Genomic DNA, 14,094 nt, shown 5'->3' with positions numbered 1-14,094 from the left:
TGTGAATTGTAGCCCTTATTTTTTTAGGGGCCTCCCCCAGACTTACATTGGGTTCATTCCAGGAATCCAGGTCAAGGGAAACCGGAACTGTTTCTTTTTCTTATCTCTTATACCAGTTATAGCTACCCCGTAATCCACATTTTTAGGAATGCAGTACTCATATTCAGAATGATTCCTCTTCATGCTCCGTTCATCCCACATTGATTGAAAAGTACGAGTAAAAGGCTCCTTTTTAAAATTATCATTGAAAATTAATTTATCGCTATCATGGAACGTATCTGCATCTTTGGAAATGTATCCCGTAACAGGAACAATATGATCAAAATCAGGGTCCTCCATATCTTTTACATATACGGTTATAATGACAGGATGGCCTTGCTGCAAATGCTTTTTCGTCCATGCCAGATAGGATTTATACTGGGGTGTCTTCTGGTCATAATTCCACTCATCAAAATCAAGCTTAAGCGCATTAAGAAGTTCATCATCATTTTCTGATACAAGCAGCTCACTCCCGGCGATTTTTCTTGCCATCTCCTGGCTTATGTAAGTTCCGTAATAAAGTGCATCTGTCTGTATAGATGTTTCTCCGCAATACCCGTGATTATTTGCCCATTGTTCACGTGCTGGCAGATTTAAAACGTGGGATTGAGGTTCATTTGTATTTGCTGCTGCAAAAACAGTTCCGGTCAGAACAATAACTGCTACTGCTACAACAATTCCTTTAATCTTTTTATTATACATGAGCTACCTCCAATATTATTTAAAACCCGGGATAATAGCACTATCCCCGCTTTTCACTACTGAGCTGAATCATATCTGATTTTTCCATCCATTATGGTCATTAACACCTTTATATCCTTTAGCTCATCCTTCTCCACTGTGAAAGGATCTTCAGATACTACCACCATATCAGCCAGATACCCCTCTGCCAGAACACCCTTTTTCTTTTCATCAAAGGATCCGTAAGCACTATTAATCGTAAGCAGATTTATGGCCTGTTCCACTGTAAGAACTTGCTCCGGCATAAAAGCTTTATCCAGCTTACCCTCTAAATCTTTTCTGGTTACTGCCGCATAGATGGCATTGAAAGGATTGCAGTGTTCCACCGGACAATCTGAACTTCCCATCAGCCTCATACCAGATTCCAGCATGGACTTCCATGCATAACTTGCTTTTAGCCTCTCAGGCCCTACCTTATCTTCTGCAATATCCCAGTCAGAGCAAATAAAGGCAGGCTGTATATCTGCAATAACGCCAAGTTTTGAAGCTTTTTCAAATAGATCAGTGCCTGCAATCTGAAAATGATTAATCACATGACGATGAGCCCTGGGGTACTTTTCCAGTGCCTGTTTCATTGATTTTAAGCAGGCCTCAATTGCCCCGTCCCCAATGGCATGTAAGAATACCTGCATGCCTGATTGATGAGCTTTCAATACCAAGGCGTCCAGTTCCTCCTGCTCATAGGTAAACATTCCCCTGTTTCCTGGGTCATCACTATAATCTTCCCGAAGAGCTGCCGTACGGGCACCCAGACACCCATCTGTTAACAGTTTCATTGGTCCCAGACGGAAGAAATCATCTCCCTGTCCCGGTTCAAAGCCTCTCTCCAGGAATTGAGTCAGTATATCCATTTCAGGCAGATAAAGCTGTTCATATATACGAACCGGCAGCTTCCCCTCTTCCTTTAACTGTGTATACGCATCATACATCACGTCAAAAGTGCAGCTATGTAAATCACTGGTCTGAAGAGAAGTAAGACCAAATTGTACCACCTGACTGGCTGCTGTAAGAATGGCAGTCTTAATCTCCTCTACCTCTCTTTTTGGTAACCGGTCTGTAAACCAGTCTAAGGTATTTTCACGAATCACCCCGGTTAGTTCTCCATTCTGATCTTTATCAAAGGATCCTCCTTTAATTCTAGTGCCCCGGTCTGCCCCAGTTACTTCCAGTGCTTTTGTATTTACCACCGCAATATGCTCGCATACCCTGGTAATCATAATGGGATGCTCTGTTGAAATCTTATCCAGATCTTCTTTTGAAGGCATAGCTGGAATACGGAAGTTCTTTTCGTTCCACCCATATCCCAGAACCCAGTCTCCCTTTTGCTTTTCTTTATTACAGATGTAATTCTTCCCTTCATTGATAATTTCATCTATAGAACTGGCCTCCTCCAGATTCAGCATTTCAGCAGATAGCCCAAATTCCACCAGATGCAAATGGCTGTCATTAAATCCAGGTAAAACACACTTTCCCTTCAGATCTATTTTAATTTCCGCACTTTCCCCTGCAGCTTCAACTTCCTTTGTTGTTCCAAGCATGGCTATCTGATTCCCAGAAACAGCAATGGCCTCATATTGTCTGCCATCCAGTGTATATATTTTTCCATTTGTTAATATTAAAGTAATTTCCATGTCCGTTCCTTTCTACTTTCAAAACAGTTAGCCGATTTTTCGGTTATCATCTGTGCTCATTTGCATTTTGTGTTTATTCTTTCTATCATGCAGAAGGATTATGATCCATCCTATCAGAAGCAATAATATCGGTCCGCCGTAATCCATCAGAACTTTCTTAAATGCTTCTGAAGCAGATGCACCCAGAACATCCCCCAATCCAGCTCCAAAGAAACCAGCCACACTGAGAATTAATACAATAACCGACATCATTTTCGCCAGAAAATTAGATTTGATTATGGCAAAATCAATGTGCTCATTTTTACTCCTATAAGTGAAATAAGCCACTACCATAATCGCATATGGCACAATGGTAGACAGAGAAGTAAGGTTCATGAGCAGAACAAAAAAGTTTGAAAGTGATTTTAGTCCAACAATAGAAATGGTAAACAATACAAATAAAACCCCACACTGCATCCACAGTGCATTTACCATAGTTCCGTCGGACCTTGATTTTGAAAGAGCTTTAGGGAAAATCCCTTCTGGCACATCAGAGAACATAGCCCTGATAGGAGATTCCATCCATACTACATAGCAGGCAACTGAAGAAATTACATTTATAAAAGCATAAACCTGAACCACTACTTTGCCACTTATTCCAAAACTATCTCCTAAGACTTTAAATACAATAAACTGAGAGTCTGCTATATTATATTTTGAAATTTCTGCTGGTGACATGATAAGGCAGACTGCTATTGACCCTAAAATATAGGACCCAATCAAAAGACCTGCAGCTACCATGACACTCTTGGTGTATGTTTTTTTAGGGTTATCCACCTGACCTATATAAGTCCCTGCAATCTCGGAACCGCATACAGCCAGCAGCAGCCATGAAAAAGTCGAGAAATAATTTACATCAAAGGCTGGCGTTAAGTTAGCAGCGGTAAATTCTGAAGCCGATGGAGTAATTTTTCCAATATATCCGATAATAGCAAATAAAATAAATAGCACGGTGGCAATTAAAGTTAGTTGTCCTCCCAAATCACTGATTTTAGAAAATTTTTCAACTCCCATGATTGCAATAAAAGTCAGGGCTACTATAAGTCCTATGGCAAGCCATGGTATCAGATATGCCGTTTTATCATTAAACCGGTCTTCTCCAAAAATTGCCCATGACACCACTACAGGCAGCTTTCCAAACACATTTTGCAGGAAAAAAATTGAAGTGATATAATAAGACCATGTTCCCACAAAAGCCCATCTTGTACCCAGGGAGCATTCTATCCAGCTGTAAATTCCTGCACTTTTATCTTTATTGGCAGCTGCCAGTTCAACAATCATAATGGTTAATGGAATAAAATATAAGATAGCCACTATAATCCATGAGGGTATGGCTGCCAGTCCAATATAGACCAAATTAGATGTAACATTACTGAATCCATAAGCAGCAACAAATACAACCATAACCAGCGACCACATTCCTATTTTCTTTTTGCCTGATTCCATAATTAATGTTCCTCCTGTTTTCTTAATTTAAAGTTTCCTCCATACTGTCGACAATTTATAGGATTTTACTTTTCAGGTTATTATTACGCAAGAACAATGCCAATCCTTAAGGCAAGGACTACATATGTTAAATCTATTTAAAATCAGGGGTTTTTACCTGGCTTTTGTTTATCTTTATAAATTTTAAACTATAACAAGCAAAAAACGTGGTAAAATATTTTTACCACGTCAAATTTTTTGTACCATTTACTCCCCTAAATGATATTTATCTATTTTGTATTGTAAGGTCTGTTTGGAAATCTTTAATGCTTTTGCTGCATGGGAAGCTACTCCCTGGTTCTCAGCTAAGGCTTTTTTTATGAGCTGCTGCTCATACATTTCCACTGCATCTTTCAGGCTGGCAATTGATTCTTTATGGTTTTTATAATCATTAAATGTGTTTTCATCAGCATTGTTTTTATTTATTGATTTTTTAATCTTGTCACTAAGGTTTTCTGTAGTTATAATCCCATTTTCAGCCACATTATTATAAAAACTCTCAATGACATTTCTTAACTCTCTTACATTTCCTGGCCAGTCATATTTATAAAATAACTCTAAAACCTGAGGCTGAATCTCCTTCACTTTTATTTTCATTTTGTCATTATAGTACGAAAGATAATGATTTATCAAAACAGTAATATCTTCTTTTCGCTCTTTCAGCACTGGTAGTTCTATGAACACGGTACTCAGTCTATAGTACAAATCCTCTCTCAGACCGTGGGTTTCAATCAGTTTATCTGGATTTTCATTTATTGCAGAGATAATCCTGATATCAATGATTATATTCTTTGTATCACCCACCCGTCTGATATACCTGTCTTCAATAGCTTTCAATATTTTAACCTGCATGGCTGTATCCATGGAATTGATTTCATCCAGAAACAACGTGCCACCTTCCGCATGTTCAAAGAGCCCGGCACGATCTGTGGCATCTGTATAACTACCTTTCACTGTACCAAATAATATGGATTCCAGCAAAGTGCTTGGTATAGCCGCGCAGTTTAATGAAATAAATGGTTTATGACATCTGTCACTTAAATTATGTATGGCCTGAGCAACCAGTTCCTTACCCGTGCCTGTTTTTCCATATATCAGCACAGAGGAATCCGTCTTTGCCACTTTTGTAATCTGTTCCTTTATTTTTAACATGGTTTTATCTTCAGTAATAATATCATCCAGGGTATAAATGGTATTATTCTTTTTCAGACTTTTATGTATTGGCTTTGTCTTGGCACAATGCACCGCGTCGGTCTTGTATAAAAATTTTGAGAACTCTATGGCCCCTATTATTTCATCATAAGACATGATTGGAAATGTAGATCCAATCTGAAAAATACGGTTATTTTCTTTAGTAATCAGCTCCTGCTTCACATCAAAAACAGGAATGCCTGTTTCAGGACCTGTAAAAATATACTATTTTCAGCCGTCAGATTAGAATAGAGTGAAAGCACGTTTTTACCAATGATATCTTCTGATTTTAAATCATAAAGACTCCAGTTTGACTGATCATCATATACAATTATTCCCTCTTTATTGACAACTACAACATCCTCATAATCAAGCAGATTTACTGGCCTTTTTTGTTGTGAATCCATTTTGTTTCCCTCTAACTTATTTATTACAGAAGCATTCTTTAGTCCAAATTAATCAGCTATATTATATAATTGTTTATCTGCCACCGCAAGTATCTCATGATTTAGTAAGCTTTTAAAGAAGCTTATTCAATAAAAAGCCAATTAATAACTAATCTATCTGCAAATTCATCTTTTTTTCACCATAGTGCTGCAACTGGGTGAGTACCGTACAAAACATCAGATAAATAACAGCTACCTCACAATAGAGGATTAACGGCTCATACAGTTTTGCTGCTATCTGCTGTGTTGCCATAAACATTTCAGTTACAGTGATGCTGGCAGCCAGAGAAGTATCCTTAACTAGCCCGATAAAAGAGTTAAACAAAGGAAGGAAGGCTGTTTTAAAAGCCTGTGGTAAAATAACGATTCTCATAGTCTGTACATAGGATAACCCCACGCAATATCCGGCTTCCAGCTGCCCTTTGGGAACGGATAAGATTGCAGCCCGCAGGGTTTCAGACGCATAGGCCCCCACGTTTAAAGAAAAAGCAATAATCGCAGCAGGAAGAGGATCTAATATTATACCCATATTTGGCAGCCCATAAAATATTATAAAAATCTGTACCAGTAATGGAGTACCGCGGATAATCCAGACATAAAATCTGGCCAGCTGTTTTAATACTTTTATATCTGCTACCTGAACAATTGCCGTTAAAAGTGCAATGATCAGGCCAAGGGAAAAGGATATCAGGGTTAGTGGTATAGTATATACCAATCCGGGAATCAATATTTTAAAAAATGAATTCAGCAGAATTTCCAGGATGCGAGCCTCCATTTCAAGTACCTTCCTTTCTTGTTTTTCAGCCTTATTGTTTCACGGATACATCTACCCCAAAATACTTTTCAGAGATTTCTTTAAGCTTCCCTTCTTTGGAAAGCTGGGCCAATGCATCATCTATGGCTTTTACAAGGGTATCACTTCCCTTTCTTATTAAGATTGCATTTTCACTTGTCTCATCTGACAAAGCGGCAATTTTCACCTCTGTATCTGGTTTCTGTGTGATGTAATCATAAAAGGTCAGGTTGTCATTTATAGTAGCATCGGCTCTTCCTGCAAGGACCAGGTCAATAGACTGATTAAAGCCATCCGTTCCTACCAGTTCTGCACCATAGCCCTCCGCCAGTCCGGCCCAGTTGCTTGTCAGAGATTGTGCGGATTTTTTCCCGGATAAATCTTTAAAGCCTTTTATGTCCTGATTGGATTTTGCTACGATAAGGGCACCTTTTGAATAGGTATACGGTGTTGAGAAGCTATATTTCTGCTGTCTTTCTTCTGTTACCCCAACCTGATTAACTACAACGTCAAAACGTTTGGCATCAAGCCCCGCAATCATACTATCCCACTTGGTTTCCACGAACTCCGCTTTGACCCCCAGTTTATCTGCAACTGCCTGAGCCACTTCCACATCATAACCTGCCAGATCCCCTTTATCATTATGATAAGAGTACGGGGCATAGGTACCTTCCGTCCCTATCTTAATAACCCCTGCTTCCTTTATATCTGCCAGCAGGTCCTGTTTCTTTTCCCCGTTCTGCTCAGCCCCTTTCGTTCCTCCACATCCGGCCAAGGCCGCTGCTATTATCAAAACTGTCAACACCGCTGCTATTATCCTCTTTTTCATTTTTGTACCTCTTTCTTCTTACTTATAATTTAGCTTTTTTAAGCGCACTTGATATATCTTCTAAAATATCCTCTTCATGTTCAATTCCAATGGATAGCCGCAGCAGCTTACTATCAATCCCGATTTTCTCCTGCAGTTCCGGAGCATAAGATTCATGAGTCATAGTAGCCGGGTGACAGATAAGAGATTCAACACCCCCCAGGCTTACTGCCAGATCAAAGATTTTTAAATTAGCCGTAAACCTTTTACTGTCCCATCCGTCATTTAGCCTTAAAGACAATACCCCTCCGTCTCCAGTGGCCTGAGATCGTTGGATATCATAATTTTTATGGCTCTTTAATCCAGGATAATATACGTCTTTCACGGCTTTATGCCTTTTAAGATACTGGGCTGCCAGTAAGGCGTTTTTCTGGTGTTTGTCCAGCCGGAGACTGAGAGTTTTTATTCCTCTTGTGAGTAAAAATGCATCCGTTGGACTGAGAATCCCTCCATAGGTATTTTGTAAAAACTTTAGTTTTAAATAAAGTTCCTCCTGATTAAGGATAACCAGGCCAGCAAGAATATCGGAGTGCCCTGCATAATATTTGGTGGCGGAATAAACAACAATGTCTGCTCCTAGCTCCATAGGTCTTTGAAAATAGGAAGTTAAAAAAGTATTATCCACTACAGTTAAAATGCCACGCTTTCTTGCTTCTTGACTTACTTTTCTGATATCCGTAATCTCCAGCAGGGGATTGGAAGGGGTTTCTATAAAAATCATTTTTACGTTAGAAGCAGTATTGCTAAAATCATAATTATTAAAATCACTTACTACTTCATACTCTATTCCATGATTAGAAAAAATGTTTGAAACATATCGCCATGTTCCTCCGTATACATTATTGTTTATCAGTACTTTATCTCCCTGCCTGAGCAATCCGAAAACAAGGCTTGTGGCTGCCATTCCTGATGCCAGTGCCAGTCCATATTGTGCACCTTCCAGGTCAGCGGCCAGTCTTTCCACATGGCTTCTTGTTGGATTACCCCCACGAGTATATGCAAATTCCTGAAACTGGTCCAGGCCTGGCTGAGCAAAAGTTGATGATAAATAAATTGGATAATTTACAGCTCTTTTGCCGCTGTCTTCTTCTTTCCCACCGTGAACGGCTATTGATTCATATCTCATTGTTTCATCTCCTCCATTTTTTATATAGAATAATCGTTATAATTGTTAATTCTTCTTAAGAACTGTCTGGTTCGTTCTTCTCTGGTCATGGTAAAGACCTGAGCAGGTGTACCCTCCTCAACAATTTTTCCTTTATCCATGAAGACTACATGGTTTGCTACTTCCTGGGCAAATCCCATCTCATGGGTCACTATCAGCATAGTGGTTCCCTCTCGTGCAAGCTGTTTCATAATGCACAGAACCTCTGATGTAAGCTCCGGATCCAATGCAGATGTAGGTTCATCAAATAAAATCACGTATGGATTCAATGCGAGAGATCTTGCAATGCCTACACGCTGCTGCTGTCCACCGGATAACTGTGCGGGGTAAAAATCATACTTGCTTTCCAACCCAACTTTATCCAGTGCCTTCTTTGATATTTCATAGGCTTTATCCGGTAATATTTTCCTGGCATGAATTAACCCTATGGCTACATTTTGCAGAGCGGTTTTGTTACTAAACAAATTATAATTTTGAAATACAAAGCCAGTCTTTTTACGAAATGCTGCAATGTCTTTTTTGGTAATATTGGTAAAATCCCCGGTCATTTCATCAAACTTAATCGTTCCTTTATCTGCTTTTTCTAAGAAGTTTATACAACGGAGAAGAGTAGTTTTACCAGAACCACTGGGTCCCAGAAGAACCACAACATCACCTTTTTCAATTTTTAAATCGATACCATCTAACACTACATTACCTTTAAATGATTTCTGTAAATTTTTGATTTCAAGCATTATTTCTTCACTCCTTATTTATTTCATACTATTCATACCATAATACTATGAAATATTTCCTGTTTTGTAGTATATAGGGATAGCCCAATAATGTCAATGCCAAATAACAAAAAAAATATTATTTTTTGTTATTTGGCACAAAAAATTACCCATCGATAAACTAAGTCCTTGAATTTTCAACAGTCTTTAGCATTTATCCAAAACTTGCCATTCTTTACAAAGCGGTGTAAAATCTATTTGATTATTTATATTCTTTTTTCTTTTCTTAGCTTAACTGCTTACATAAGCAGCATTTAAAAGGAGGTTAAACATGGAACCCTATCATAATTATCCAGTGTTAGAAATCCATCTGGATGGAATCTATCACAATTCTAAAGCCGTGGTGGATATGTGCCGTGAAAAAAATATCCAAGTCACAGGAGTAGTAAAAGGAACGGATTCTTACGAGAATTCATATCTACAGATTGCAAAACAAATGTTAAATGCAGGTTGCAGCTCTATTGGAGATTCAAGAATTAACACCATTAAGCGTATGCGGGAAGCCGGTATGAATGCTCCGGTCCTTCTTATCCGAATCCCTATGCCTTGTGAACTGGAAGATGTTATAACCTACACGGATATAAGCCTGAATTCAGAAATAGAAAATATTAAAACACTCAACCAGATTGCCCTTCAGAAAAATAAAAACCATAAGGTCATTCTTATGATGGACCTGGGAGATCTTCGGGAAGGCTATATTAAAGAAGAAGAACTTATAAGAGATGCACTATTTATCGAGAAAGAATTAAAAAATATTACACTGTACGGTATTGGCACCAATCTGGGATGCTTTGGCTCTATAAAGCCTGACACCACAAATCTGAACAGACTTGTTACTATTGCTGATAAAATTTCCTCTGCTATAGGCAGAAAACTCGACATTGTATCCGGGGGAGCTACCTCAACATTGCCTTTGGTACTGGACGGTACAATCCCAGAAGGAATCAACCACTTACGCGTAGGAGAAGGTATCGCTAATGCCAGAGATCTCCAGGATATCTGGGGATTAGATCTTCCTATGTTTTGCAGGGATAATTACACCATTAAAGCACAGGTAATTGAAGTGAAGGAAAAGCCTTCCTATCCTATTGGGGAGATTTTTGTTGATGCCTTTGGAAATACACCTGATTACATCGATAAAGGCCAGAGGAAAAGAGCATTGATTGCTTTGGGTAAAAGAGATGTGGGAGATATTTTCAATGTTCTTCCTAAGATTAAAGGGGCTACTGTGGAAGGCGGAAGCAGTGACCATCTGATACTTGACGTTACAGATTGTGAAGCAGATATAGTCCTTGGGGATATTATAGAGTTTGAGGCCTGCTATGGCGCTATGATTCACTCCACATATTCCAGTTCCGTTACTAAAATATATGTCTGATTTCTAACATATAAAAGCAGGGCGCATTGCTGAAAAAGAATGCGCCCTGAAAACATTATTGTTGGATTTCATTATATAATTTCAGACTGTCCTCCCATCTTCCTTCTTCCGTACTTCCCATAACTACCCCTATATATATATCCCCGTGGACTTTGGCCGCTGAAATCAGACAGCACCCTGCGTCGTCGCTCTTTCCCGTTTTAAGCCCTATGGCTGGTTCATAATAATATGGACTTTCTGGATTTATCAACTCATTGGTATTCTTGTAGGTTACACTCTGCCCGCTAAGCCATTTATCCGTGATGCTGTAAGTACCCGCAATCTTTTTTAACTTTCTGGATTCAAGAAACTCTTTTGCTATAAGAGCCAGATCCTGAGCCGTTGTATATTGGTTTTCTGTATCATATCCATCCGGCCTTACAAAATTAGAATGTACTGCCCCCAATGATTTTGCTTTACTGTTCATCTTTTCCATAAAAGCAGGGATGGCTTTTTCAATGGAAAGTTTTTCATCACCAGCAATTTTTCTCCCCGCAAAAACAGCTAAAGAATAGGCTGCATCATTTCCCGATGGCAGTAAAAGCCCATCCAGTAACTGCTCCACTGTTAATTCACTCCCCGGGTACAACCATGCTCTTGAAGCATGTTCTGATATTAATCCAACTTCATTCCCTATGGTTACTCTTTCCTGCATGCTACAATAATCCAGGGCCGTTAATGCAGTCAACATTTTAGTTGTACTTGCGGGAGCAATTTTTTCTTCCTCTGCTTTTTTATAATATATTGTGTTTGTAGAAACATTTATAAAATATACATTCTTAGCTGTAAGTTCTGCATGAAGCCTTTTGTCTGCTACCTTTGTTCTCTCAACATGTCTTACCGGAGATATATCACTAACAGGATTTGCCTTTAACAGAACATCTCTTTGGGCAAACCCAGTTGTAAAGACACAAACCGCAGTAAGGATACACAATATTTTAATACTTCCCACGTCGTTTAGTCTTCTTCGGTATTTCCCCTCTATTTTTTTTACAACCCCCACTCTTTTACGCATAGCCGGTATATAAAGTAATATTGATTTTCCCACTATGTAACCTATAAAGGTTCCCATTGTATTTAATATAATGTCATCAATATCTGTGCCCCGAGATTCAAAACTCTGAATCAATTCAATGAACAGTGAAATTGCTATTCCTGTAAATAATGTTACATATATCTTCTGGCATTTATAGGAATATAAAACCAGCAGAGCTCCTATGGGAACGAACATAAATATATTTCCAAAAAAATTCAGAGGATTAATAAATATATCCTTTACTGCTTTAAATGGAACCAGATTAACGTTTTGTCCAAACCTTGAAATAGAAAATCCGTAAATCGGAGAAAATGTTACAGAGAAAACAAAGGTTAAATATAATCCCAATATTAACAATAATACCCTGTGAGTTCCTGCAGCAAGCTCATGCCTCCTTTTTTGATTGATTTCAGAAATGAGCAGAACAACCAGGCTTGCTATCAGCCCTGTTAAAGCGTATCCCTTTATTCCTGCAGTATATTTTACACAAGCTACTAGATATTCCATAAAAAATAACCCCTTTCGACAATATAATTCTATCAAAAGAGGTGATTTTAGTTATTAACATTAAGTAATAAAATTATTAAGAAAATATAAAGTTATTGTTTATCTGGAAAAGTAATTTTAAATATGATTTTGCCATTTTCACAGTCTGCTTCAATGGTTCCTCCATGAAGTTTAACAATATCTTTGGCTATAGCAAGTCCCAGCCCGGCACCTCCGGTAGAGGTAGACCTGGCAGAATCCAGCCTGTAAAACTTCTCGAAAATCAGGTCCAGTTGTTCTTTAGGGATAATACCTGGGTTTTCTATTCGTATAATTACATTTTCATTTTGAACTTCCCCATATATATCTATAGTGCTTCCAGGCTTACTATAAGAAATGGCATTCTTTATGATATTGTTGAAGACCCTTGCCAGTTTGTCTGAATCGCCATAAAAAGTTAAATCTTCCGCAGCGTGGACCTCAACCTTTTTATCACTTGCAATTAATGCAGGATAAGCTTCATCAGCAATTTGTATAAACATATAATAAAGATCAATATTTTCTTTATTTAATGGAATAGATTCCAGGTTATAACGGGTAATCTCAAAGAATTCATTGATTAGCTTTTCCAGCCTGTAAGCTTTTTCCAAAGTAATATGTACATATTTTTGCTTCTGACTTAAAGGAAGTTCCAGGGTCTCTTCCAGTAAATTCAGATATCCAATGACGGAAGTAAGGGGTGTCTTAATATCATGAGCCAGATAAACCACTAAATCATTTTTTCGTTTTTCCGCTTCCATTCTAGCGTTTTCTCTTTTACCCAGTTCATCTTTTACCTGATTTAATTTTTCCTGCATAAAACCCAGCTCTGGACACATAACGATGGGGTTCTGCTCTTCTCTTGCCAGTTTATCAACTCCTTCTACAATTTCGTCAAAATATCTGGTGAACCAGGATAAAGAAAACCTGAAAAGTATTATAAAAAATATGATGCTGGTAATCATCATAATAGTATCGATATTAAACCGGATGTATTCATAGTAGTAATATGAAGACTGTTCCCAGTCCGCCCCGGTTATTTTGCTTATAAAGGAGGTAATGATGTTGCCTACATATCCTCTTCCCGCAGAGCGTAATATGGCAACGGAAATTACCGCTATCATTAAGATTGCCAGAGACTGATAAAATATTTTCTCAATAAGTTTTTTGTATATCTTCTTTTCAAAAATACTATTTTTCAATTTTATAGCCCACCCCCATACCGTTTTAATATACTTGGGATTATCCACGTAATCTCCCATCTTTTCTCTTAAGTGACGGATATGGACGGTAATCGTATTATTTCCCTTGTTAAAATACTCATCTCCCCAGATTTCATGAAAAAGCTGTTCGGAGCTTACCACATTTCCCTTTTGTAAACATAGTATTTTCAAAATAGAAAATTCCGTTGGTGTAAGGGGCAGTGGTTTTTCGTTCAGCAGACATTCATGAGTATTGGTGTCTATAACAAGGCCTGAGTGAACAATAACTGTATCCGGTTCTACAGGGGCAAAATTATATTTAATATATCTGCGTAGCTGCGCCTTGACTCTGGCCACCAGCTCCAGCGGCCTGAAGGGTTTGGTAATATAATCATCTGCTCCCAGAGTCAGCCCTGTAATTTTATCCATTTCTTCTTCTTTTGCCGTAAGCATTATGATGGGATAAGTATACTTTTCCCGTATCTTCTGGCAGATACTAAACCCATTGCCATCTGGAAGCATTATGTCTAAAATAGCCAGATCTATTTTCTCTTCATGAATACATGCCAAGGCATCATTTGCAGTATAAAACTTAAAGACTTTATAGTCCTCATTTTGCAGATATACTTCCACCAAATCTGCTATCTCTTTTTCATCGTCTACAATAAGTATGCTTTCTTTCATTATTTTCACACCCCTCTGAGCAGTTATGCTAATTTTATTCTATCAAAAATGGTTTCATC

12 protein-coding genes and 1 pseudogene are annotated in these 14,094 nt (G+C 38.2%); 1 reads left to right on the top strand and 12 read right to left on the bottom strand.

Annotation, left to right across the window (positions count from 1 at the left end):
- Window positions 1-42: 42 nt before the first annotated feature.
- The 9 genes from Ami3637_RS07995 to Ami3637_RS07955 form a co-directional block, all read right to left on the bottom strand.
- Window positions 43-741 carry a C39 family peptidase gene (locus Ami3637_RS07995; RefSeq protein ID WP_162362118.1) on the bottom strand — a complete coding sequence of 233 codons (699 nt, stop codon included), beginning with the start codon at window positions 739-741 and terminating at the stop codon, window positions 43-45.
- A gap of 56 nt (window positions 742-797) precedes the next feature.
- Window positions 798-2,411 carry an amidohydrolase gene (locus Ami3637_RS07990; RefSeq protein ID WP_162362117.1) on the bottom strand — a complete coding sequence of 538 codons (1,614 nt, stop codon included), beginning with the start codon at window positions 2,409-2,411 and terminating at the stop codon, window positions 798-800.
- A 27-nt stretch (window positions 2,412-2,438) separates the two neighbouring features.
- Window positions 2,439-3,896 carry an amino acid permease gene (locus Ami3637_RS07985; protein ID WP_162362116.1) on the bottom strand — a complete coding sequence of 486 codons (1,458 nt, stop codon included), beginning with the start codon at window positions 3,894-3,896 and terminating at the stop codon, window positions 2,439-2,441.
- 246 nt (window positions 3,897-4,142) lie between these two features.
- Entirely contained in the window at window positions 4,143-5,309 is a 1,167-nt protein-coding gene (locus tag Ami3637_RS07980) for a sigma-54 interaction domain-containing protein (RefSeq protein ID WP_162362115.1), read from the bottom strand.
- A complete protein-coding gene (locus Ami3637_RS07975; RefSeq protein WP_162362114.1) occupies window positions 5,306-5,533 on the bottom strand; it encodes a hypothetical protein in 228 nt (75 codons plus the stop codon). Before Ami3637_RS07975 ends, Ami3637_RS07980 begins: the two co-directional genes overlap by 4 nt.
- A 148-nt stretch (window positions 5,534-5,681) precedes the next feature.
- On the bottom strand, window positions 5,682-6,347 hold the full coding sequence (locus tag Ami3637_RS07970; RefSeq protein WP_162362113.1) for an amino acid ABC transporter permease: 666 nt from the start codon (window positions 6,345-6,347) through the stop codon (window positions 5,682-5,684).
- A gap of 31 nt (window positions 6,348-6,378) precedes the next feature.
- Window positions 6,379-7,194 carry an amino acid ABC transporter substrate-binding protein gene (locus tag Ami3637_RS07965; protein WP_162362112.1) on the bottom strand — a complete coding sequence of 272 codons (816 nt, stop codon included), beginning with the start codon at window positions 7,192-7,194 and terminating at the stop codon, window positions 6,379-6,381.
- Between the two features lie 22 nt (window positions 7,195-7,216).
- Window positions 7,217-8,359: a trans-sulfuration enzyme family protein gene (locus Ami3637_RS07960; RefSeq protein ID WP_162362111.1), complete on the bottom strand. Its 1,143-nt coding sequence runs from the start codon at window positions 8,357-8,359 to the stop codon at window positions 7,217-7,219.
- A 20-nt stretch (window positions 8,360-8,379) separates the two neighbouring features.
- Window positions 8,380-9,132: an amino acid ABC transporter ATP-binding protein gene (locus tag Ami3637_RS07955; protein ID WP_162362110.1), complete on the bottom strand. Its 753-nt coding sequence runs from the start codon at window positions 9,130-9,132 to the stop codon at window positions 8,380-8,382.
- Between the two features lie 310 nt (window positions 9,133-9,442).
- Between Ami3637_RS07955 and Ami3637_RS07950 the strand changes: the two genes are divergently transcribed.
- The gene (locus Ami3637_RS07950) at window positions 9,443-10,549 is read left to right on the top strand and encodes an alanine racemase (RefSeq protein WP_162362109.1); all 1,107 of its coding nucleotides are present in this window, start codon (window positions 9,443-9,445) and stop codon (window positions 10,547-10,549) included.
- A gap of 55 nt (window positions 10,550-10,604) precedes the next feature.
- Here the strand turns inward: Ami3637_RS07950 and Ami3637_RS07945 are convergent, their stop codons facing one another.
- From Ami3637_RS07945 to vanR, 3 genes and pseudogenes are all read right to left on the bottom strand, one after another.
- A complete protein-coding gene (locus Ami3637_RS07945) occupies window positions 10,605-12,131 on the bottom strand; it encodes a VanZ family protein (protein ID WP_162362108.1) in 1,527 nt (508 codons plus the stop codon).
- 92 nt (window positions 12,132-12,223) lie between these two features.
- The gene (locus tag Ami3637_RS19105) at window positions 12,224-13,351 is read right to left on the bottom strand and encodes a sensor histidine kinase (protein ID WP_408609058.1); all 1,128 of its coding nucleotides are present in this window, start codon (window positions 13,349-13,351) and stop codon (window positions 12,224-12,226) included.
- Window positions 13,341-14,035 (bottom strand): annotated as a pseudogene (vanR, locus tag Ami3637_RS17410) (VanR-ABDEGLN family response regulator transcription factor). The gene Ami3637_RS19105 and the pseudogene vanR overlap by 11 nt, the downstream one beginning before the upstream one ends.
- Window positions 14,036-14,094: the final 59 nt, after the last annotated feature.

The sequence above is a fragment of the Aminipila terrae genome (assembly GCF_010120715.1).
GTDB classification, from domain to species: domain Bacteria; phylum Bacillota; class Clostridia; order Peptostreptococcales; family Anaerovoracaceae; genus Aminipila; species Aminipila terrae.
This window is presented reverse-complemented; position numbering and strand designations above follow the sequence as displayed.